Source organism: Quadrisphaera sp. RL12-1S (genome assembly GCF_014270065.1).
Lineage (GTDB): Bacteria > Actinomycetota > Actinomycetes > Actinomycetales > Quadrisphaeraceae > Quadrisphaera.
The window spans coordinates 1-21,008 of the sequence record NZ_JACNME010000007.1 but is presented as its reverse complement, the minus strand read 5'-3'; the positions used below and the strand labels follow the sequence as shown (position 1 = coordinate 21,008).

The window sequence follows — 21,008 nt, the reverse complement described above, 5'->3', positions numbered from 1 at the left end:
CTCCGCTGGTGGGCTGTGTCCTTCCCCGAACAAATCGGCTTCTTGTGCTGCCGGTGGAGCGTTCAACGCTCGCCTCAGCCTCCCGCGAGGAGCTGGTGGACCTGGTGGTGATGCTCTGCGAGTAGGTCGCCCTGCTGGCGGCGCGCATCGCCGAGCAGGACGCGAAGCTCGCTGAGCTGACCCACGAGTTGACCGCTGCGACATCGTCGTCGCAGACCTCGTCGGAGCCGCCGTCCTCGGATGAGAGCTCCAAGCCCACGACCCCGGCGCCGTCCTCAGCGCGCACCAAGACCGGCCGCAGGCCCGGTGGTCAGCCCGGCCACCAAGGCGCCACGTTGCATGAGGGGTCCAATGCGGACGTGGTCATCCACCACCGGCCCGGCACGTGCTCGGGTGTTAGGCACCGCCGACCGATGCGCCGGCGACCTCGATGGCGTGTCCGCAGGTCGGTGACCCGCCCAGAGCGGCTCTTCGCAGTTGAGAGTCCGGGCGCCGTCGCGCCGGTGACCAGGTAGAGGTCGAGGCCCTCAGAAGATGGCGGTTCTCACGCCAGACATCCAGAGGACCTCGACTTGCTCGACGCTACCTTCGACGACCCTGACCTGACCACGTTCACCGGCCTGAACGCCCTCGGCCTGCGCATCACCGGCCAGCGCCTCGACCCCGACCGCGCCGTCCTGGCATGCGCCGCGCCGACGATCAACATGGTCGAAGGGCGCTCAAAGTCGGCGTTCGCGACGTGGCTGGCCGCACGCCCCGCCGCCTGGCGTGACGGCATCGAGGTGGTCGCGATGGACGGGTTCGCCGGCTTCAGGACCGCCACCACCGCTGAGCTACCCGACACCGTCGCGGTGATGGACCCCTTCCGCGTCGTCCGCCTGGCCGGGGACGCCCTCGACCAGTGCCGCCGTCGGGTGCAGCAGCGTCTTCACGGTCACCGCGGCCGCACGGGGGATCCGCTGTACGCGGCCCGGCGGGTCCTGCACGCCGGGATCGAGCTGCTCACCGAGCGCCAGTGCACGAAGCTGGATGCGCTGTTCGACACCACCGCCCAGGGACAGGGTCACGGAGATGTCCACGCCGAGGTGGAGGTCACCTGGAGCGTGTACCAGCGGATGGTGGCGGCCTACCGCGACCCCGAGCGCGCTGCGGGCCGCCGGGCGCTGAGCACGCTGATCGAGACGCTGACGAAGGACGTGCCTGCGCAGCTGGTGGAGCTGACGCGGCTGGGGCGGACGCTGGCCCAGCGGGCGGTGGACGTGCTGGCCTACTTCGACCGCCCCGGTACGTCCAACGGGCCGACCGAGGCGATCAACGGCCGCCTAGAGCACCTACGCGGCTCAGCCCTCGGCTTCCGGAACCTGACCAACTACATCGCCCGGTCCCTGCTGGAGACCGGCGGGTTCCGACCGCTGCTGCACCCTCAGATGCGATGAGTCGGAATGCTATCGAGAGTTGCCGGGCATGTTTGTAATAAAACCAGTAGCGTGCGGCTTCCTTTTGCGCTTGCTGCAGGCAGTTCGCGAACATTTCTCGTGGAGCTTGCACTCGTGTTAAGATGGAACGACGCTGAAAATAATGCAGGGGCCTTGGGTGGGGTCAGGGCGAGAATTTTTTCCATTCGGCTTCATCCTTGGGTAATGCATTGAGGCGCAACCTGGGACCCGCAGGAGTGACGAGTCGCCTAGCTTAGGATGAACATATGGCTGATCGAACACTAGAGGCTCGAATCTTCGAAGCATTATCTAGCCGCGTCAAAAATATCGCTTCTGAAGAAAGCGTGATGAGCCAACTTGCTCGCTTGCAAGGTACTGCCTCGCGGGAGCAAGATGATGAGGCGCCAGACCACGATGACGCGAAGTTGTCATGATGCTGACTAGTCGGGCTGCCGTCTGCCTGCCGGTCGGAGGTCGGCAATGAGGTGATCCGAGTAGCCGCCTGACGGTCACAGTGGGTCACGTGATGCGGTCGTAGATGAGATGCAGCAGCACCAGGGCGGCGGCGGTCATCGACCCGATGCGCCAAGGGTCGACGCGAACGTGTCGCAACGCCTTGAATGTCTGCTTCAGCAGCGCGTTGCCGGCCTCGGCGCGGGCTCGGGTCGCCGAGTGCAGCGCGTTGCGGGTCTGCTGGTCGGGGCTCAGCGGCACCGGCTCACCGGCCCGGTCGGTGCCGTTCGCGTCGGCCTTGACCGGGGTCAGCATCCGCGCGGCTTCACCTTCGTAGCCCAGGTCCGCCAGCACGGTGCGTCCGTCTTGGCGCCAGCGGTCCACCTGGTCCAGCAGCTCGGGGTCGGTGCGGGCGGCGGTGACGTCGTGCTCACGTCCGGGACGGACATCGCTGACCCACAGGGGCCAGCCGTCCGGGGCGGTCACGACCTGGACGTTGCCGCCGTGGCGCTTGTGCTTACCTGACCACCACAGGTCGACCTTGAGCCGCTTCGGGCCGCTGCGCGTGGTGTTCTTCCTGGTCGTGGGTCCGGGGATGGACACGCGGTCGATTTCGATGAGGGTGCCGTCGAGGTTGACGTGGCGGTAACCGCGCTGCGCGGCGCCCACCATCGCCTCCTTCAGCGAGGGTGCCTGGGCGGCGAGGAGCTGTTCGGACTCCCGCATCCGCAGGTGGGCGGTGGAGCGGGCGATGCCGGTGTCGCGGGCGCTCTGGTCTGGTTCGACGTCTTGGAGCATCACCCGGCAGAAGGCCAGCGACTGGTCCCAGGCGCTCAAGGCTCGACGTCCTGGGCGGGTATGCAGCGCGGCGAAGTGCTTCTCGTGCAGGTTGGCGACGAAGGCGACCACGCGGCGCGGCACCGGCAGCACGGCGGTGTAGGTCACGAGCTGTTCGGCGAGGGCAGTGGCGACCTCATCGGAGAGCCCGGCGATGTCGAGGTGAGCAGGTGCGGGGACGGTGGCAGCATCGAGCACGGCGGGACTCCGGGGGAAGAAGTCGACTTGTGAGAGGGCCGACCCATCCTGCGGGGTCCCGTCCCTTCACCGCCAAGCCAGTTGACGCTGCGTCACCGCCGAGCCGCTACTCGGATCACCACAATGTCTTCACGTCAGCTCTAAGGCGAACAGTATCAGTTTAGATCTAGGGCATGTCGACTGCCGGCGGCGATTTCGCCCCGTTCCGGACTGTCGCAAGGTGCTGATCGTGAAATTCGCCATCGCCGACAGCTTCTGCGGACCAGACCCAAAGCGGACCTGGCTGGCGTCCTCGCCGAAGGCGACGTCGAGCACCCAGTGGAGGGAGTTTTTGGTCCGCCAGGGCCTACGGATCGAAGCCGTCAACAGGCTCGGATGCGCGCCGCGATAGTCCAGCGAGCTGATCGCGTTCATCGTCTTGGTGTGCTAGCGCCCGTCGCCGCGGCGGACCGGCCGGATCAGTTTGATCGCCTGGGATGCGTGGGCGAGCAAATTAGCGACGCCGTAGCGGGTGCGGTCGGGGATGTTCTCGATGTCACTCGTTTAGGCCGTTCGCCAACAGGCGCTGCGGCCTGTGAGCAGCGCAGGGCCTGGAACTGACACGGGGTAGTCACCGACGATGGGGCTGCTGACACTCCGTCACCGGAGGGGTTCCCCGTACCTACCTAGCATCTTCGGTCCTGCCACACCTGCGCGCCCAGTTCCCCGCGCTGATCGAAATCGCTGAACCCGTCGGCGCCGACACTCAACGCCTGTACGCCTCGCGCGAGGAGCTCAACGAGCGGCGCCGCAAGGAGCTCGCCGTGCGCATCGCCGCCGCCAAGGTCCGCGCCGTCGACGACGGCCTCGAGGTGGCCTCGAAGGTGTACGAGCTCACCGGCGCCCGGGCCAGCGCCAACGCCGTCGGGCTGGACGTGCACTGGCGCAACCTGCGCACGCACTCGCTGCACGACCCGCTGCCCTACAAGAAGCGCGAGGTGGGCAGCTACGTGCTGCTCGACGAGGTCCCCGAGCCCACCTGGTACACGTGACCGGCTGACCGCGCTCGTCGTCGTCCTGGGCCGTCCGGCGACCCAGGACGACGACGGGCGTCAGCGGCGGGCCAGCAGCCCGAGCACCTCGTCGTGCAGCAGCCCGTTGGTGGCCACCGCGTTGCCGCCGTGCGGGCCGTCCTCACCGGCCAGCGACGTGAACCGGCCTCCCGCCTCGGTGACCACCGGGACGAGCGCGGCCATGTCGTACAGCTCCAGCTCGGGCTCGCAGGCGATGTCCGCGGCGCCCTCGGCCACGAGGGTGTAGCTCCAGAAGTCGCCGTACCCGCGGGTGCGCCACACCTTCTTCGTGAGGTCGAGGAAGCCCTCCAGGCGCCCTGCCTCCTCCCACTCCCAGATCTCGGAGTGGCTCAGGCTGGCGTCCCCCAGGGCTGCGACCTGCGAGACCTGGAGGCGCTTCGCGGCCGACAGGCGCGGCCCGGTGTACGCGCCAGTGCCCTGCGCCGCCCACCAGCGCCGGTTCAGCGCCGGGGCGGAGACCACGCCGAGCACGGGCACGCCGTCGTCGAGGAGGGCGATGAGCGTGGCCCACACGGGCACGCCGCGCACGAAGTTCTTGGTGCCGTCGATCGGGTCGACCACCCACTGGCGACCCGAGGAGCCCTTCGAGACCCCGCTCTCCTCGCCCACGAAGCCGTCGCGGCTGCGGGTTCGGCTCAGCTGCGACCTGACGATCTCCTCCGCCGCCCTGTCGGCGTCGGTGACGGGTGTCAGGTCTGGCTTGGTGTCCACCACGAGGTCGCGGGCCTTGAAGCGGGTGGTGGTGAGGTTGTCCACGGCGTCGGCGATGACGTGCGCGAGCCTCAGGTCGTCGTCATAACCGGGCACACGTGGCACCGTAGCGGTCGCTCCTACCCTGGGTGGTGTGGTCCCCGCACCTCACGAGAGCGCCGACGGTGCCATCGGCGAGCCCCTGCAGCAGGCGCTCGCCTCCCGCGAGAAGGTGCTGCGGGCCTTCCTCGACGCCGACGGCCGCCTGACCAGCATCCCCGCCAAGCGCGCCAAGCGCCTCGTGGTGCTCGACCTCATCGCCAGGGTCTTCGAACCGGGGGAGCGCTACCCCGAGCTGGAGGTCAACGCGCTGCTGCGGGCCTTCCACGACGACGTCGCCGCGCTGCGCCGCTACCTCGTGGACGAGGGGTTCCTCGACCGGGCCGACGCCGTCTACTGGCGCACCGGCGGCTCGGTGGACCTCTGACCCCGCCCCACCCCTCGTGATCATGGACTTCCGGAGCGCTTTCCGGTCGTGATCATGGGCTTCCCGCACAGGATCGGGGTGTGCCGCTGCAGCCCTACGCCGCCAGCCCCGCCCGTCGCGCCCGCCAGCTGGCCGCGGACCTCGCCGTCGCCGTGTGGGCGGTGGTGTGCGTGGTCACCGGCGTGGTGGTGCACGGCGCCGTCGCGGCGCTCGCCGATCCGGCGCGGTCCCTGGCGCGCGGCGCCGGCGGCCTGCGCGACCAGCTGGGCGGTGCTGCCGCCGCAGCCGGCCGCGTTCCGCTGGTGGGGGACCGGCTCTCGGCGCCGCTCGACGGCGCCAGCGGTTCAGCGGGAGACCTCTCCGCCGCCGGCACCGACCTCGCCTCGACGATCGAGCACCTCGCAACCGTGCTCGGCCTCACCGTCGCGGTGCTGCCCGTGCTGCTGGTGGTGGCGCTCTGGCTGCCGGTGCGCCTGCGGTTCGCCCGGCGTGCGGGCGCCGCGCGGGCCTGGCTGGACGACGCCGAGGCGCCCGGGCCGGCGGTGCGCAGCCGCACCGAGCTCCTCGCCTGGCGGGCGCTGGCGCACCAGCCCCTGGCCGCGCTGGCCGCCGTCAGCCCCGACCCGCTCGCCGACGTGCGCGGCGGTGACCCGCGCGCCACGGCGGCGCTGGCCGCCCTGGAGCGCCGCTCGCTGGGCCTGCCGGAGGAACGCCCGCCCCAGCACCGCTGACGGCGGCGTGCGCGGGAAGTCCATGATCACGGCCGGAAAGTGCTTCGGAAGTCCATGATCACGGTGGGGGAGGGCGGGTCAGCGGGGGTCGGCCTCGCCGGAGCGGCTGCGCAGCAGGCGTCGCAGCGAGTCGAGCCGCGCAGGGCCGGCCTCCCCGGCGGCACCGGAGGCGACGTAGGCGTCCAGCGCGCACTCGGTGGTCTCGGCGTCGTCGTGGGTGCAGCCGCGCGGGCAATCCGCGGTGCCGGGCTCCAGGTCGCTGAAGGCGCGCAGCAGCCGCTCGGGCGTCAGGTGCGCCAGCCCGAAGCTGCGCACGCCCGGGGTGTCGATGACCCATCCGGTCCGCTCGCCGCCGGCGTCGCGCAGCGACAGCGCCACCGCCGAGCTGGAGGTGTGCCGGCCGCGTCCGGTGTTCTCGTTGACCGAGCCCGTCGCACGGCCCGCCCCGGGCACCAGGGCGTTGACCAGCGTCGACTTGCCCACGCCGGACGGGCCCACGAGCACGCTCTCGTGCCCCGCCAGACGCTCCCGGACGGCGTCGGCGCCGTCCAGCACGCGCGTGCCGTCCTCCAGCACGCGGCGGCGCACCACGAGCACCGGCACGTCGAGCGCCGCCCACGCGGCCAGGGCCTCGGCCGGGTCGCCGAGGTCGGCCTTGGTGAGCACCAGCACCGGCTGCAGCCCGCCGTCGTAGGCCGCGGCCAGGCACCGGTCCACCATGCGCTGCACGGGCGCCGGGTCGGCCACGGCCGTCACCACGAGCAGCTGGTCGGCGTTGCCCACGAGCACCCGCTCGACGGGGTCCGTGTCGTCGGCGGTGCGCCGCAGCACCGAGCTGCGCTCCTCGATCCGCACGATCCGGGCGAGGGTGTCCACCTCGCCGCTGGTGTTACCGACCACGCCCACGCGGTCACCCACGGCGATGCCCGCGCGCCCCAGCTCGCGGGCGCGCATCGCGACCACCTCGCGCTCGTCGTCCTGCCCCTCACCGACGAGGGTGGTGATGCGGCCCCTGTCGATGGTGAGCACGCGCGCCGGCACGGCGTCGGCGTGGTCGGGACGGTCCTTCGTGCGCGGCCGCGAGCCGCGGCGGTTGGGCCGGACCCGCACGTCGCGCTCGTCGTACCCGGAGGCGCGCCGGCGCTCCCCGTCGCTGGAGCCGGCCATCAGCGAGCGAGCATCCCCGTCCACAGGCCCGGGAAGTCGGGCAGCGTCTTGGCCGTGGTGCCCACGTCGAGGACGACGACGCCGGGCACCGCCAGCCCGAGCACCGCGGCCGCCGTCGCCATCCGGTGGTCGCCGTAGGTGGAGAACGTCCCGCCGTGCAGCGGGCGCGGCCGGATGAGCAGGCCGTCCTCGGTCTCGGAGACGTCCCCGCCGAGGGCGTTGAGCTCGGTGGCCAGCGCCGCGAGGCGGTCGGTCTCGTGGCCGCGCAGGTGGGCGATGCCGCGCAGGCGCGTGGGGGTGTCGGCGAGGGCCGCCACAGCGGCGAGGACGGGCGCCAGCTCGCCGACGTCGTGGAGGTCGGCGTCGATGCCGGACACGCCGTCACCGCCGCGCACGGTGAGGCCCTCGGGGGTGAGGTCGACGTCGGCGCCCATCTCGTCGAGCAGGTCGCGCAGGGCGTCACCGGCCTGCGTGGTGCGCTGCGGCCACCCGGGCACGGTGACGCGGCCACCGGTGACCAGCGCGGCCGCGAGGAACGGCGCGGCGTTGGACAGGTCGGGCTCGACGTCGACGTCGAGGGCCCCCACCCGGCCGGGCGCCACCCGCCAGTGCGTGCCGGAGGCGCCGCCGGTGGTGGCGAGGTCGGTCTCGACCTCCACGCCGGCGTCGCGCAGCACCTGCTGGGTCATCACCAGGTGCGGCGCGCTGGGGACGGGCTCGCCTTCGTGCACCACCTCGACGCCGCTGTCGCTGCGCGCCGCCGCCAGCAGCAGGGCGGAGACGAACTGGCTGGAGGCGCTGGCGTCCATGACCGTGCGACCGCCCGGCAGCCGGCCGGTGCCGCGCACGGTGAAGGGCATGAGGCCGCGCCCGTCGTCGTCGACTCGGGCCCCGAGGTCGCGCAGGGCGCCCAGCAGCGGGGCCATGGGGCGGGTGCGGGCGTGCGGGTCCCCGTCGAAGGTCGTGTCGCCCGAGGCCAGGGCGGCCACCGGCGGCAGGAAGCGCATGACGGTGCCGGCCAGGCCGCAGTCGAGCTGGCCCGCGCCGCGCAGGGCACCCGGCTCCACGCGCCAGGTCGCGACCTCGGTGGGGTTCGAGCCGTCGGAGCTGGCCGGCGCGTCGGTGACGCGCGCCCCCAGCGAGGCCACGGCAGCGGCCATGAGCAGGGTGTCGCGCGAGCGCAGCGGGGCCCTCAGCTCCGAGGGGCCCTCCGCCAGCGCCGCGAGCACCAGGTAGCGGTTGGTCAGCGACTTCGAGCCCGGCAGGCGGACCTCGGCGTCGACGGGGGCCTCGCTGAGGGGTGCCGCCCAGTCGAGGGGGGCGTTCACCGTGCTGGCAGACGTGCTGGTGGAGGGGCTCATCACTGCCGAGCGTACGGCGCCCCGCGCACCTGCGGCCACGACCGACGAGCCGGCCCGTGCGCCGCAGCGCACCGGCCGGCCCGCCGGGTTGGGGTCAGGAGCTCAGTCGAGCGCCTTCTCGAGCTTCTTCTGGGCGCGCTTGGCGCTCTTGCGCGCCTTCTTCTGGGCGCGCTTGGCCACCGCGGTGCCCGCGGCGGTGGCGACCTTGGCCGAGCGCTGCGTGGTCTTCGCGGCGTGCTGGGCGCGCCAGGCCAGACCCGGCTTGCCGTCGAGGTCCACCGCGGCGATGAGCAGGCCGCCGAACAGGGCGGCGTTCTTGAGCGCCTGCACCAGCTGCAGCTGGCGGGTCTTGGCGTCGGGCGCCTCCCAGAACCGGTGGCCGGTGAGGGTGGTGGGCACCAGCGACGCGGCGAGCACCGCCGAGGAGACCCGGGGGGCCTTGCCGACGGCGAGCGCGAGGCCGGCCGTGGTCATGAGGGCGCCGTTGAGGCGCACCAGGCCGGCGTCGTCGCTGGGCAGCGTGACCGGGCCGATGGCCAGGCCCTTGAGGGCCGGGATCACCGGGCCGCCGCCGTCGACCTTGGCGGCGGGCTTGCGGAGCTGGTCGATGCCGCCGTAGACGAACGGGGCCGCGAGCAGCGGTCGGGCGAGACGACGGACTAGGCTCATGCCACCCGTCCTACCGCACCGCTGGACCGCCCGCCACCACGGGTGGTCGTCCTGGTCGTCCTGGCCGCGGGGAGGGCCGGTCCGCCGGGCCCCGGGAGCGGCACCGGACCCGGGCGCCGGAACAACGACCGCGCAGGTGGCGTTGCACCGCCCGGCGGACACCCGACCCGCCGGAGCAGGAGGAGCGCGTGCTCGTCGCCGAACCGCTGGGAGAGGCCCTTGTGCCGCCCCCCCGACTACTGTGGGGGGCGATGAGCGACGACCCGGCCACCCGCGCTGACGCCGGCACCGACGACACGGTGCGGGCCCCCGAGGAGACCCCCGAGGAGCGCACGGCCCGGTTCGAGGCCGAGGCGCTGCAGCACCTCGACCAGCTGTACTCCGCCGCGCTGCGCATGACGCGCAACCCCGCGGACGCGGAGGACCTGGTGCAGGAGGCGTTCGCGAAGGCGTTCGCCAGCTTCCACCAGTACCGCCCGGGCACCAACCTCAAAGCCTGGCTGTACCGGATCCTCACCAACACCTACATCAACACCTACCGCAAGAAGCAGCGGCAGCCCCAGCAGGCGGCCACCGACGAGATCGAGGACTGGCAGCTGGCGCGCGCCGAGGCGCACAGCTCCACCGGTCTGCGCTCGGCGGAGACCGAGGCGCTGGACCACCTGCCTGACTCCGACGTCAAGCGGGCCCTGCAGGCCGTCCCGGAGGACTTCCGGATGGCGGTCTACTACGCGGACGTCGAGGGCTTCGCGTACAAGGAGATCGCCGAGATCATGGGAACGCCGATCGGCACCGTGATGTCGCGCCTGCACCGCGGGCGCCGCATCCTGCGCACGCAGCTGCAGGACTACGCCCGCGAGCGCGGGCTCATCCCCGCCGAGGCCGCGCCCGCGGGCGCCGCTGCGGCGGCCACCGCCGGGTCGTCCGCCGGGACGGGGGACGCGTCGTGAGCGCCGAGTGCGACGGGGTCCTCGAGCGCATCTACTCCGCGCTGGACGGGGAGGTCTCGGCCGAGGAGCTGGCCGACATCCACCAGCATCTCGAGGCGTGCCCGCCGTGCCTGGAGGAGTACGAGGTGGAGGCGGCGCTCAAGGCGCTGGTGCGCCGCTGCTGCGCCGAGCAGGCCCCGGCCGCCCTGCGGGCGAAGATCGTGGCCTCCATCACCCGCGTGCAGACGGTGCAGACCACGGTGACCGCGCACGCCGCAGACGGCTCCGCCGTCGTCACGCGCGTGACCCGCACGACCACCGTCGAGGGCTGAGGGCGCGAGCCACCGCCGGGACCACGAGAGGCCGGGACCCCGACGGGGTCCCGGCCTCTCGTGCTCCCAGCAGCGGTCGCTGCCAGCTCCCTCAGGAGTTGGGGCGCTTGCCGTGGTTGGCGCCACCCTTCTTGCGGTCGCGGCGCTTGCGTGCGCGCTTGCTCATGGCGGTCCTCCTCTCGATGAGACGTCAGGCTCACCCCGATGGTCCCACAGGCTCAGGTGAGCGCCGCCACGAGCCGATGGGCGTGGGGTGAGCCAGGTCAGCGACGCGCGCGTGCCCGCCCAGACGCCCCCGCCCGCCGCGGCGGCGTCAGGGGCGCACGCTCCGTCGTCGCCGTCGGACGTCCAGCAGTACCTGAGGGCCCTGGTGGACCTGTCCGGCTCGGACCTGCACTGCAAGGTGGGGTCGCCGCCGCGGGTGCGCATCGACGGGCGCCTGCGCAAGCTGCGCGCCCCCGAGCTGGTGCCCGCGGACACGCAGCGGATGGTGGCCGAGGTGCTGCGCCCCGACCTCGCGGAGGAGTTCGCGCGCACCAACGAGGCGGACTTCGCGTACTCGATCCCGGGCGTGGGCCGCTTCCGCGCCAACGCCTACCGGCAGCGGGGCACGGTCGGCCTGGTGTTCCGCCGGGTGTCCACCACGCCCGTGAGCCTCGAGGAGCTGGGCCTGCCGCCGGTGATCTCCTCCCTGGCGCTGGAGCCGCGGGGGCTGGTGCTGGTCACGGGCCCCACCGGCTCGGGCAAGACCACGACGCTGTCGAGCATGATCGACCACGTCAACAGCACCCGCGAGTGCCACATCATGACCCTGGAGGACCCGGTCGAGGTCCTCCACGCGGACAAGCTGGGCATGGTCAACCAGCGCGAGGTGCGGGTGGACACCCGCGACTTCGCCAGCGCCCTGCGCGCGGCGATGCGCCAGGACCCCGACGTCATCCTCGTGGGCGAGATGCGCGACGCCGAGACGGTGCGCGCCGCGCTGTCCGCCGCCGAGACCGGGCACCTCGTGCTGTCGACCCTGCACACCACCGACGCCACCGAGACCGTCTCGCGCATCGTCGACTTCTTCCCGCCCCACGAGCAGCAGCAGGTGCGGCTCGGCCTGGCGGGTTCGCTGCGGGGGATCATCTGCCAGCGCCTGGTGCAGCGGGCGGACGGGCAGGGCCGCGTCGTCGTCCTCGAGGTGGCGGTCGGCACCCCGCGCGTGGCCCAGGCCGTCGCCGACCCGTCACTGACCTCCGGCATCCACGACCTCGTGGCCGACGGCGGCTTCTACGGCATGCAGACCTTCGACCAGGCCCTGGTGGCCCTGGTGCGCGACGGCGTGGTCTCCGAGGAGGACGCCCTGGGCGTGGCCAGCCGCCCCCACGACCTGGCGGTGGAGCTGCGCCGCCTGGGCATCACCGGCTGAGGACCCGCCCCGCACCCCGCACGACGGCGACGACGACGGCGGCGCGGGCGCGTCCTGCGGCTCCGCCGCCGCACGAGCGCGCCGGACGGGGGAGCATGGGGGTGTGAGCACGGTGGCGGCGCGGCGGGACCGCGGGCAGCGCCCCACCGGACGCGGCCCCGGACGGGGCGCGTGGCGCCAGGTGCTCGGCGCCCTGCCCTGGGCCGTGCGCTCGCAGCTGAGCCGGCAGGACCTCCTGCTCCACGGGGCGGCCGTCACCTTCTACGCCGCCATCGCCGGCGTCCCCATGCTCATGCTGGCCGTCCGGCTGGCCACGCTGGTGGTGGGGGAGGACCACGTCCGCTACCTGTCGACGACGCTCGAGGCCGCGCTGCCGCGCGGCTCCGGGGCCGGGGCTGTGGCGCGCACGGTCATCGACCAGGCGGCCTCCACCAGCTGGTTCGTGGCGCTGTTCGCCGCGTTCGCCGCCAGCCTGTACGGGGAGGGGCTGCGGCGCGCCTACGGCTCGCTGGACCGCGTCACCGAGAGCCGCACCGGGTGGCGCGGGCGCATCGCCGTCCTCCCGGTCCTGGCGGCGGCGCCCCTGCTGCTGCTGGCCGTGCTGGGCATCACGCCCCTGCTGGCCACGCTGTTCTCCGAGGGGCGGCCGGCCGCCACCGCGCTGGGCGTCTACGTGGCGCTCAACGTGGACTGGATCGCCGTGTCCGTGCCGCTGGCGTGGTCGTTCCGGGTGGTCGCCCCCGACCCGCCGTCCTGGCGGCTCGCGCTGGTGGGCGGCTTCGCCACCGGCGCGTTCATCTCCGGGTTCCTGCAGGGCTTCACCCTGTTCCTGTGGCTGCCCATCGACCTGGGCGCTCCGTTCGGCGGCAACCAGGCCGTGGGCGGGTGGACCGCGGTGCTGCTGTGGGTCTGGCTGCTGCACCTCGTGGCGCTGCTCGGCTACGTGGCCACGCAGCAGGCCGGCAGGCTCCTCGCCACCCGCCGGGAGGTGGCCGCCCTCGAGCGGCGGGGCGAGCCAGCCGGCTGACGGCTAGCGTGGCCGGATGCTGGCAGCCCGCGCCGTGCGCCCGGCCGACGTCCCGCCGTCCACGGGACTCCAGGAGGACCCGCTGCAGTTCCTCGAGGTCGGCGAGCGGGAGCCCGCTCCCGTGCCGGAGGGGTGGGTGCCGGTGCGCGTGCGCGCCGCCGCGCTCAACCGCCACGACCTGTGGACCCTGCGCGGGGTGGGCGTGCACCCCGAGGCGCTGCCGGTGGTGCTCGGCTGCGACGCCGCCGGGACCACCGAGGACGGCCGCGAGGTGGTGGTCCACGCCGTGCTGTCCGACCCGGGCTGGGCGGGGGAGGAGACCCTCGACCCGCGCCGGACGCTGCTGTCCGAGCGCTGGCCCGGCACGCTCGCACCGGTGGTGCGGGTGCCCGCCCGCAACCTCGTCGACAAGCCCGCCGAGCTGAGCTTCGAGGAGGCCGCGTGCCTGCCCACGGCCTGGCTGACCGCCTACCGGATGCTCTTCACCAACTCCGGCACGTCACCGGGGGACACGGTGCTCGTGCAGGGCGCCGGTGGCGGGGTCTCGACGGCGCTGGTGGCGCTGGCCGCGTCGGCGGGGCTGCGGGTCTGGGTGACCAGCCGCTCCGAGGAGCGCCGAGCCCGCGCGCTGGAGCTCGGGGCCCACGCGGCGTTCGCCCCGGGGGAGCGGCTCCCGGAGCGCGTCGACGCGGTCATGGAGAGCGTGGGGAAGGCCACGTGGGGCCACTCGCTGCGCTCCCTCAAGCCCGGCGGGACCGTCGTGGTCTGCGGCGCCACCACCGGCGACGCCCCCGCCGAGCTGAACCGGGTCTTCTTCACCCAGCTCCGCGTGGTCGGCTCGACCATGGGCAGCCGCGAGGAGCTGCGGCGCCTCGCGCAGCTGTGCGCGACCACAGGGGTGCGGCCCCTCGTGGACGACGTGCTGCCCCTGGCCGAGGCCGGCGAGGGCCTGCGCCGGCTGGAGGCCGGCGAGGTCTTCGGCAAGGTCGTCATCCGCCCCTGACGCTTCCCCGTCGCACGTGCCGCGGAGAGCGCGGACGAAGCGGGGGTCAGGGGGTCAGGGGCAGGCCCAGCCAGGCGTGCCAGCCGCCGTGCAGCACCAGCCACGCCAGCAGGCCGTAGCCGACCTGGCCGGGGTGCACGCCGTCCCCGGCCTCGAGGTCGGCGATCCACTGGTCGTGGGCGAGCAGCGGGCCGAAGCAGTCGACGTAGGGCACGCCGCGGCGGCTCGCCACATCGGCCCAGCCGCCCGCCAGCTCGGCCACCGCCACACGCAGGGACGGGTCCAGCGGAGGCGGCGGGCCCACCACGAACGCCGGGACGTCGGCGGCCGCCGCCGTGTCGAGCACGTCCGCCAGGTTGAGGCGGCTGCGCGCCAGGGACGCGCCCGCGGCCGCGTCGGCGTGCCCGAGCGCCACCACGAGGCGGTCGTCGGTGCCGCCCCAGCGACGGGACGCCTCGGCGTACCACCGCTCGCGCAGGCCCGTGGTCGACTCCCCGGGGACGCCGAGGGCCATGACCGTGGCGGCGACCGCGTCGTGCTCGGTGCGGGTGCGGGCGGCGACCCGCCCTACCCACCCGAGCGCGCGCGGGTCGCCGACCCCGGCGACGAGGTCGTCACCGACCACGCAGACCCGCGTGGCCGGTGCCCTCACCTCCGGCTCAACGGTCGAGAGCTTCCGCGACCAGGTTCTTCTGCTCGACCGCGTGCGCCTTGGACCGGCCGGTGGCCGGCGAGGCCGACGCGGGCCGGCTCACCCGCCGCACCGACCTGTCGGCCAGCACCTCCGCCAGCGCGTACCCGAGGAAGGGCCACGCGCCCTGGTTGGCCGGCTCCTCCTGGACCCACACCAGCTCGGCCGAGGTCGGGAACGCCGACAGCACCTCGCCCAGGCCGCGCCCGTCGAGCGGGTACAGCTGCTCCAGGCGCACGACGGCGGTGCGGCGGTCACCGCGGCGCTCGCGCTCGGCGAGCAGGTCGTAGGCGACCTTGCCGGAGCAGAGCAGCACCCGGTCCACCGACGACGCGTCCACGGCGCGGGGGTCGTCCCCGAGCACGGTCTGGAAGCCGCCCTCGGTGAACGCCGACACCGGGGAGGCCGCGGCCTTGAGCCGCAGCATCGACTTGGGCGTGAAGACCACCAGCGGTCGGCGGGGGCGCGCGTACGCCTGGCGGCGCAGCAGGTGGAAGTGCGACGCCGGGGTGGAGGGCATCGCCACCGTCATGTTCTCCTCCGCGCACAGCTGGAGGAAGCGCTCGATGCGCGCCGAGGAGTGGTCCGGCCCCTGGCCCTCGTAGCCGTGGGGGAGCAGCAGCACCACCGAGGAGCGCTGCGCCCACTTCTGCTGGGAGGAGGAGATGAACTCGTCGATGATGGTCTGGGCGCCGCCGGCGAAGTCTCCGAACTGGGCCTCCCACATGACCAGCGCGTCGGGGCGCTCCACCGAGTAGCCGTACTCGAAGCCCATGGCGGCGTACTCGGACAGCAGCGAGTCGTACACCCAGAAGCGCGCGTCACCGGTGGCGAACTTCTGCAGCGGCGTCCACTCGTCGCCGGTGACCCGGTCGATGAGCACGGCGTGGCGCTGCGCGAAGGTGCCGCGCCGGCTGTCCTGGCCGGCCAGGCGCACGCCGGTGCCCTCGGACAGCAGCGAGCCGATGGCCATGAGCTCGCCCATGGCCCAGTCGACACCGCCCTCGCGGGTCATCTGCGCGCGCTTGTCGAGCATCGGCTTGAGCTTGGGGTGCACCGTGAAGCCGTCGGGCAGCTCGGTGTGGGCCTCCCCGATCGCCCGGACCAGCTGCTCCTCGACGGCGGTCCGCGCGGGGTCGGCCACCGAGTCGTCGCGCTGGGAGGCGGGCCGGTCCAGCCCGGCCGTGGTCGACCCGTCGCTGGACGAGGCCGCCCGGGACGGCTCCGCGCCGTCCTTCGTCTCCTCGAAGGCCCGCTCGAGCTGCTGGCGGTACTCGTCGAGGACCTTCTCGGCCTCCTCGGGCGTGATGTCGCCGCGGCCGATGAGCGCCTCGGTGTAGAGCTTGCGGGTGCTGCGCTTGGCCTCGATGAGGCCGTACATGAGGGGCTGCGTCATCGAGGGGTCGTCGCCCTCGTTGTGGCCGCGGCGGCGGTAGCAGACCATGTCGATGACGACGTCCTTGGCGAACTCCTCGCGGAACGCGAAGGCCAGCTTGGCCACGCGCACGCAGGCCTCGGGGTCGTCGCCGTTCACGTGGAAGATCGGCGCCTGCACCATCCGCGCGACGTCGGTGCAGTAGAACGACGAGCGCGAGCTCGCGGGCGCCGTGGTGAAGCCGACCTGGTTGTTGATGACCACGTGCACCGTGCCGCCGGTGCGGTAGCCCCGCAGCTGCGAGAGGTTCAGCGTCTCGGCCACCACGCCCTGGCCCGCGAAGGCGGCGTCGCCGTGGACCAGCACCGGCAGCACCGGGAAGCGGGAGCCGCCCAGGTTGATGCGGTCCTGCTTGGCGCGCACGATGCCCTCGAGCACCGGGTCGACGGCCTCCAGGTGGGAGGGGTTCGCCGCCAGGTAGACCTTCGTCTCGGCGCCGTCCTGGGCCGTGAAGACGCCCTCGGTGCCGAGGTGGTACTTGACGTCGCCGGAGCCCTGCACGGACTTCGGGTCCTGCACGCCCTCGAACTCGCGGAAGATCTGCGCGTAGCTCTTGCCGGCGATGTTGGCCAGGACGTTGAGGCGGCCGCGGTGGGCCATCCCGATCCCGACCTCCTCGATGCCGGCGTGCGCCGCCTCGGACAGCACCGCGTCCAGCAGCGGGATGACGGACTCCGCGCCCTCGAGGCTGAAGCGCTTCTGCCCGACGTACTTGGTCTGCAGGAAGGTCTCGAACGCCTCGGCGTCGTTGAGGCGCTCGAGCACCCGCAGGTGGCCCTCGCGGCTCAGCGGCGTGTAGGGCCGCTCCACGCGGTCCTGGATCCAGCGGCGCTGGGCCGGGTCCTGGATGTGCATGTACTCCAGGCCGGTGGTGCGGCAGTAGGAGTCGCGCAGGACGCCGAGGATGTCCCGCAGCTTCATGAGCGGCTTGCCGCCGAACCCGCCGGTGGGGAACTCGCGGTCGAGGTCCCACAGCGTCAGGCCGTGGTTGCGGATGTCCAGGTCGTAGTGGCGGCGCTGGCGGTACTCCAGCGGGTCGGTGTCGGCCATGAGGTGGCCGCGGACCCGGTAGGCGTGCACCAGCTCGACCACGCGCGCGGTCTTGCCGATCTCGTCGTCGTGGGAGACGGAGATGTCCTGCACCCAGCGGACCGGCTCGTAGGGGATCCGCAGGGCGGTGAAGATGCCGTCCCAGAAGTCGTCCCCGAGCAGCTTGCCGTGCACCAGGCGCAGGAACTCCCCGGACTGGGCGCCCTGGATGATCCGGTGGTCGTAGGTGCTGGTCAGCGTCAGCGTCTTGCTGACCGCCAGCCGGGCGAGGGTCTCCGCGGAGGCGCCGGAGTACTCGGCCGGGTAGTCCATGGCGCCGACGCCGACGATCGTCCCCTGGCCCTGCACCAGGCGCGGCACCGAGTGGACGGTGCCGATGGTGCCCGGGTTGGTGAGGCTGATGGTCGTCCCGGCGAAGTCCGGCACCCCGAGCGCGCCCGAGCGCGCCCGGCGCACCAGGTCCTCGTAGGCGGCCCAGAAGTGGGCGAAGTCGAGCGTCTCCGCGTTCTTGATGGAGGGCACCAGCAGCTGGCGCGACCCGTCCTTGGCGGGCAGGTCGATGGCCAGGCCGAAGTTGACGTGCGCCGGCTGGGAGATGCCGGGCTTGCCGTCCACCTCGGTGTAGGCCCAGTTCATCTCGGGCATCTCGCGCAGCGCCTCGACCACCGCGTAGCCGATGAGGTGCGTGAAGGAGACCTTCCCGCCCCGGGCGCGCTTGAGGTGGTTGTTGATGACGATGCGGTTGTCGATGAGCAGCTTGGCCGGCACGGTCCGCACGCTCGTGGCGGTCGGGACGGCCAGCGAGGCCTCCATGTTGGTGACCACGCGCGCGGCGGGACCGCGCAGGCGCACCTGGGTCGGCGCCTCCGGGGCGTCCTTGGCCGCGGGGGCCGGCGCCGGGCGGCTCGGCTGCGCGGGCTGGGCGCCGCTGCTGCGGACCTCGGGGCGCTCGGCCGGGCGCGAGGGTCCGGGGGCGCCGGGGACGGCGGGAGCGTCGGTCGCGGAGGCGGGGGCCTTCGCGGGGGCCGTCCGCTCGGCGGCCGCGGGGGGCGGCGGCGCGACTGGGCGAGCCGGCGCCCGGGTCTCCGCCGCCACTGGCGGAGCGGACGACTGGGAGGACGACGGAGCGGAGCCGGCACCGCCGTGGTGCTGCCCGTTCCCGTTCCCGTTGCCGGACCCGCCGGCCGAGCCGTTCTGGGCGGAGCCCTTCGCGGCGTACCCCGCGAAGAAGTCCCACCAGGCCGGGTCGACCGAGGTGCGGTCGCGGAGGTACTGCTGGTAGAGGTCCTCGACCAGCCATTCGTTGGCGCCGAACGCGGCAGCGGGGTCGAACCCCGGCCCGTCCTGGCGTCCACCGGTCGTCGGTGTCTGCGTCACGGCGAGGATCGCCCACTTCCACGTGTTGGCGCTGGCGAAGTTCTTGGTGCCCAACCCTACCCGCCCTCCGCGAGCACCTCGGGGGCACCACGGAGAGCAGCGGGCGCCGCGCGCTCGGTGAGGGCGGGCGGAGGGCGGGCGCGAGGCGGCGGGGGAGGGCACCGGGCTCGGCTACCCTGGGTCCACGTGCGCTTCCTGCCCGGCCAGCGGCCCGCGACGGACCTGACCTACAACGACGTGTTCCTCGTCCCGTCGAGGTCGGCGGTGACCTCCCGGCTCGACGTCGACCTCTCCAGCGACGACGCCACCGGCACCACCGTGCCCGTCGTCGTCGCCAACATGACCGCGGTCTCGGGGCGGCGCATGGCCGAGACCGCCGCCCGGCGGGGCGCCGTGGCCGTGCTGCCGCAGGACCTGCCCCTCGACGTCGTCAGCGACGTGGTCGCGTGGGTCAAGGACCGCCACCCGGTGCTCGAGACCCCCGTCGAGCTGAGCCCCACCCACACCGTCACCGACGCGCTGCACCTGCTGCCCAAGCGGTCCCACGGCGCTGCCGTGGTGCTCGACGCCGAGCGCGTCACGGTGGGCGTGGTCACCGAGGCCGACTGCCGCGGCGTGGACCGGTTCACGCAGGTGGGCGAGGTCATGACGCGCGAGCCGTTCGTGCTGCGCGAGGACGACGTGCTCGGCGAGGGAGGCCTCGAGCGGGCCTTCACCGCCCTGGACTCCTCGCGCCGCACCTTCGCCCCGGTCGTCGACGGCGCCGGCCGCCTCCTGGGCGCGCTCACCCGCACCGGCTGCCTGCGCTCGAGGATCTACGCGCCCGCCCTCGACGCCTCCGGCCGCCTGCGGGTCGGCGTGGCCATCGGCCTGGGCGGTGACGTCGCGGCCACCGCCGCCGCCGTCCTCGAGGCCGGCGCCGACGTGCTGGTGGTGGACACCGCGCACGGGCACCAGGAGCGCATGCTCTCGGCGCTGCGCGCCGTGGCCACGGTGCGCGGCGCGTTCGGCCACGTCCCCGTGGTGGCCGGCAACGTCGTCACCGCCGACGGCGTGCGCGACCTGGTGGAGGCGGGCGCCGACGTCGTCAAGGTGGGCGTCGGCCCGGGTGCCATGTGCACCACCCGCATGATGACCGGGGTCGGCCGCCCGCAGTTCTCCGCGGTGCTGGAGTGCTCCGAGGCGGCGCGCGAGCTGGGGGCGCGGGTGTGGGCCGACGGCGGCGTCCGCCACCCCCGCGACGTGGCGCTCGCGCTGGCCGCCGGAGCCAGCCAGGTGATGGTCGGCTCCTGGTTCGCCGGCACGCACGAGAGCCCCGGCGACCTCATGGTGGGCGCCGACGGCCGGGCGTACAAGGAGAGCTTCGGGATGGCCTCGGCGCGGGCCGTCGCGGCGCGCACGCGCACCGACAGCCCGTTCGAGCGGGCGCGCAAGGCGCTCTTCGAGGAGGGCATCTCCTCCTCGCGCATGCACCTGGACCCGCGCCGCCCGGGCGTCGAGGACCTGCTGGACCAGATCACCTCCGGCGTGCGCAGCGCCTGCACCTACGCCGGTGCCAGCGACCTCGCCGAGCTGCGCGAGCGCGCTGTGGTGGGGCTGCAGTCCGACGCCGGGTACCAGGAGGGCCGCCCGCTCCCCGCGGGCTGGTGAGGCCGGACCGCCGGTCCGGGGGAGGTCGCTGACCCACCCCTGGACCGGCGCCGCGGCGCGTCGGCGTGGCGTGTCGCTGCGTTGCAGGTCTGTGACCTGCAGTGAACGACAGTGGTGCAACTCCTTTTCCACAGGAACTCCGGAAGTCCCCGACCGGCGGACCCCTTTCACCTAGTCTCGCAGTCGTCGAAGCCCCGGCCGAGACGCTCCGCTGCACGTCAGGGGCGGGGCGCGGCCGTGCGCCCACCGCTGTCCGAGCCCGTGTGGAGGTCCCGCTGTGCCGTCTCACCGCGGAGCCGAGGGAGGGCTCGTCGAGTCCCCCGGCGCTCCGGTGGACGTGCGCGAGCGCCCGTCCGGCACGCGGGTCCGCGGCAGCTGGCCCAACAGCCGGGCCGCCCGCGAGGACCTGGCCGACCGCGGCGGACGCCGTTCCTCGCTGACCGAGCTGAGCGCCCTCGCGCCGGCCGAGCGCCGCGGGCCGGGGCTCCCCAGCCAGCGCACCACCACCGCCCTGGCCACCCCGCCGGACGGCCTCTCCGAGCTCGCGGCGCTGCTGGGCCTGCCCGGCCAGCGCACGGCACCCCCGTCGTGGGCCGGGGACTGGTCGGACGGGATGCCCTCGGCGCACCCCTCGGCGCCCGTCCCGGTGCCGGTGGCCCCCACCGGCCGGTCTGAGGAGGCGCTGCCGGCCTCCCTCGCGGGCGGCTGGCCGACCACCGACGAGATCGCCGCCCTCGAGGCGCCGCTGCGCCGCCGTCGCCGCGCCGCCTCGCTGCCCTCTGACGGCACCCTCGCGGACCGCCCGGACCCCGCACCGGTCCGGGCCCGCAGCGCGGCGCCCGCCGCGCCGGTCGCCCCGGTCGCCCCGGTCCCCACGGCCCCCGTCGCCCCGCCCGCCGCCTGGTCGGCGCCGGCGCCCACCGAGCCGCCCAGCCGCCGCTCCCGGCGCGCCGCCCAGGGCCCGGCCGACCTCCAGCCGCGCGCCGCCGAGCCGGCTC

General features: G+C 73.9%; 18 protein-coding genes and 3 pseudogenes. 12 read left to right on the top strand and 9 right to left on the bottom strand.

Annotation, left to right across the window (positions count from 1 at the left end; translation table 11 throughout):
* Positions 1 to 131: 131 nt before the first annotated feature.
* Complete coding sequence (locus H7K62_RS24000) at positions 132 to 515, top strand: DUF6444 domain-containing protein (protein WP_222437637.1); 384 nt, start codon at positions 132 to 134, stop codon at positions 513 to 515.
* 174 nt (positions 516 to 689) lie between these two features.
* Positions 690 to 1,436, top strand: a pseudogene (locus tag H7K62_RS13955) (ISL3 family transposase); the annotation flags it as partial.
* A 519-nt stretch (positions 1,437 to 1,955) separates the two neighbouring features.
* Here the strand turns inward: H7K62_RS13955 and H7K62_RS22620 are convergent.
* Both H7K62_RS22620 and H7K62_RS13945 read right to left on the bottom strand, forming a co-directional pair.
* Complete coding sequence (locus H7K62_RS22620) at positions 1,956 to 2,834, bottom strand: transposase family protein (protein WP_370591787.1); 879 nt, start codon at positions 2,832 to 2,834, stop codon at positions 1,956 to 1,958.
* 219 nt (positions 2,835 to 3,053) lie between these two features.
* Positions 3,054 to 3,338 carry a transposase gene (locus H7K62_RS13945; RefSeq protein ID WP_186719276.1) on the bottom strand — a complete coding sequence of 95 codons (285 nt, stop codon included), beginning with the start codon at positions 3,336 to 3,338 and terminating at the stop codon, positions 3,054 to 3,056.
* Positions 3,339 to 3,643: 305 nt separating this feature from the next.
* Here H7K62_RS13945 and H7K62_RS13940 point away from each other — a divergent pair.
* A pseudogene (locus H7K62_RS13940) lies at positions 3,644 to 3,955 on the top strand (acyl-CoA dehydrogenase family protein); the annotation flags it as partial.
* Positions 3,956 to 4,015: 60 nt separating this feature from the next.
* On the opposite strand, the gene hisN reads toward H7K62_RS13940, so the two are convergent.
* Positions 4,016 to 4,804, bottom strand: coding sequence for a histidinol-phosphatase (gene hisN / locus H7K62_RS13935; protein WP_186719275.1), 789 nt, complete (start codon positions 4,802 to 4,804; stop codon positions 4,016 to 4,018).
* A gap of 37 nt (positions 4,805 to 4,841) precedes the next feature.
* On the opposite strand from hisN, the gene H7K62_RS13930 reads away from it, so the two are divergent.
* Positions 4,842 to 5,174, top strand: a complete 333-nt coding sequence (locus H7K62_RS13930; RefSeq protein WP_222437609.1) for a DUF2087 domain-containing protein — start codon at positions 4,842 to 4,844, stop codon at positions 5,172 to 5,174.
* A gap of 80 nt (positions 5,175 to 5,254) precedes the next feature.
* A complete protein-coding gene (locus tag H7K62_RS13925) occupies positions 5,255 to 5,905 on the top strand; it encodes a hypothetical protein (RefSeq protein WP_186719274.1) in 651 nt (216 codons plus the stop codon).
* Between the two features lie 78 nt (positions 5,906 to 5,983).
* Here the strand turns inward: H7K62_RS13925 and rsgA are convergent, their stop codons facing one another.
* From rsgA to H7K62_RS13910, 3 genes are all read right to left on the bottom strand, one after another.
* Positions 5,984 to 7,072 carry a ribosome small subunit-dependent GTPase A gene (rsgA, locus tag H7K62_RS13920; protein WP_186719273.1) on the bottom strand — a complete coding sequence of 363 codons (1,089 nt, stop codon included), beginning with the start codon at positions 7,070 to 7,072 and terminating at the stop codon, positions 5,984 to 5,986.
* Complete coding sequence (gene aroA, locus H7K62_RS13915; RefSeq protein ID WP_186719270.1) at positions 7,072 to 8,433, bottom strand: 3-phosphoshikimate 1-carboxyvinyltransferase; 1,362 nt, start codon at positions 8,431 to 8,433, stop codon at positions 7,072 to 7,074. Before aroA ends, rsgA begins: the two co-directional genes overlap by 1 nt.
* A gap of 102 nt (positions 8,434 to 8,535) precedes the next feature.
* Entirely contained in the window at positions 8,536 to 9,102 is a 567-nt protein-coding gene (locus H7K62_RS13910) for a DoxX family membrane protein (protein ID WP_186719268.1), read from the bottom strand.
* A gap of 251 nt (positions 9,103 to 9,353) precedes the next feature.
* Here H7K62_RS13910 and H7K62_RS13905 point away from each other — a divergent pair, with 251 nt between their 5' ends.
* Together H7K62_RS13905 and rsrA are read left to right on the top strand one after the other, a co-directional pair.
* Complete coding sequence (locus H7K62_RS13905) at positions 9,354 to 10,052, top strand: sigma-70 family RNA polymerase sigma factor (protein ID WP_186719266.1); 699 nt, start codon at positions 9,354 to 9,356, stop codon at positions 10,050 to 10,052.
* Entirely contained in the window at positions 10,049 to 10,363 is a 315-nt protein-coding gene (rsrA, locus tag H7K62_RS13900) for a mycothiol system anti-sigma-R factor (RefSeq protein WP_186719264.1), read from the top strand. Before H7K62_RS13905 ends, rsrA begins: the two co-directional genes overlap by 4 nt.
* A 91-nt stretch (positions 10,364 to 10,454) precedes the next feature.
* Here the strand turns inward: rsrA and H7K62_RS23995 are convergent, their stop codons facing one another.
* Entirely contained in the window at positions 10,455 to 10,529 is a 75-nt protein-coding gene (locus tag H7K62_RS23995) for a 50S ribosomal protein bL37 (protein ID WP_370591786.1), read from the bottom strand.
* Positions 10,530 to 10,721: 192 nt separating this feature from the next.
* Between H7K62_RS23995 and H7K62_RS13895 the strand changes: the two genes are divergently transcribed.
* The 3 genes from H7K62_RS13895 to H7K62_RS13885 all read left to right on the top strand — a co-directional run bounded on the left by H7K62_RS13895 (position 10,722) and on the right by H7K62_RS13885 (position 13,807).
* Positions 10,722 to 11,777, top strand: a complete 1,056-nt coding sequence (locus H7K62_RS13895; RefSeq protein WP_186719566.1) for a type IV pilus twitching motility protein PilT — start codon at positions 10,722 to 10,724, stop codon at positions 11,775 to 11,777.
* A 103-nt stretch (positions 11,778 to 11,880) separates the two neighbouring features.
* On the top strand, positions 11,881 to 12,804 hold the full coding sequence (locus tag H7K62_RS13890) for a YhjD/YihY/BrkB family envelope integrity protein (protein WP_222437607.1): 924 nt from the start codon (positions 11,881 to 11,883) through the stop codon (positions 12,802 to 12,804).
* A gap of 16 nt (positions 12,805 to 12,820) precedes the next feature.
* Positions 12,821 to 13,807, top strand: a complete 987-nt coding sequence (locus H7K62_RS13885) for a zinc-binding dehydrogenase (RefSeq protein WP_186719262.1) — start codon at positions 12,821 to 12,823, stop codon at positions 13,805 to 13,807.
* A gap of 46 nt (positions 13,808 to 13,853) precedes the next feature.
* Here the strand turns inward: H7K62_RS13885 and H7K62_RS13880 are convergent, their stop codons facing one another.
* Positions 13,854 to 14,459: a GDSL-type esterase/lipase family protein gene (locus H7K62_RS13880; protein WP_186719260.1), complete on the bottom strand. Its 606-nt coding sequence runs from the start codon at positions 14,457 to 14,459 to the stop codon at positions 13,854 to 13,856.
* A 7-nt stretch (positions 14,460 to 14,466) separates the two neighbouring features.
* Positions 14,467 to 18,360 carry a multifunctional oxoglutarate decarboxylase/oxoglutarate dehydrogenase thiamine pyrophosphate-binding subunit/dihydrolipoyllysine-residue succinyltransferase subunit gene (locus H7K62_RS13875; protein ID WP_186719559.1) on the bottom strand — a complete coding sequence of 1,298 codons (3,894 nt, stop codon included), beginning with the start codon at positions 18,358 to 18,360 and terminating at the stop codon, positions 14,467 to 14,469.
* 186 nt (positions 18,361 to 18,546) lie between these two features.
* Between H7K62_RS13875 and H7K62_RS13870 the strand changes: the two genes are divergently transcribed.
* Both H7K62_RS13870 and H7K62_RS13865 read left to right on the top strand, forming a co-directional pair.
* On the top strand, positions 18,547 to 20,010 hold the full coding sequence (locus H7K62_RS13870) for a GuaB1 family IMP dehydrogenase-related protein (RefSeq protein WP_186719258.1): 1,464 nt from the start codon (positions 18,547 to 18,549) through the stop codon (positions 20,008 to 20,010).
* 277 nt (positions 20,011 to 20,287) lie between these two features.
* Positions 20,288 to 21,008, top strand: a pseudogene (locus tag H7K62_RS13865) (hypothetical protein); the annotation flags it as partial.

What these genes read in the sequence shown, in the direction of transcription:
- H7K62_RS13945 (WP_186719276.1), bottom strand. Translation starts at nt 3,338, where the DNA reads ATGAACGCGATCAGCTCGCTGGACTATCGCGGCGCGCATCCGAGCCTG.
- rsgA (WP_186719273.1), bottom strand. Translation starts at nt 7,072, where the DNA reads ATGGCCGGCTCCAGCGACGGGGAGCGCCGGCGCGCCTCCGGGTACGAC.
- aroA (WP_186719270.1), bottom strand. Translation starts at nt 8,433, where the DNA reads ATGAGCCCCTCCACCAGCACGTCTGCCAGCACGGTGAACGCCCCCCTC.
- H7K62_RS13910 (WP_186719268.1), bottom strand. Translation starts at nt 9,102, where the DNA reads ATGAGCCTAGTCCGTCGTCTCGCCCGACCGCTGCTCGCGGCCCCGTTC.
- H7K62_RS13905 (WP_186719266.1), top strand. Translation starts at nt 9,354, where the DNA reads ATGAGCGACGACCCGGCCACCCGCGCTGACGCCGGCACCGACGACACG.
- H7K62_RS13885 (WP_186719262.1), top strand. Translation starts at nt 12,821, where the DNA reads ATGCTGGCAGCCCGCGCCGTGCGCCCGGCCGACGTCCCGCCGTCCACG.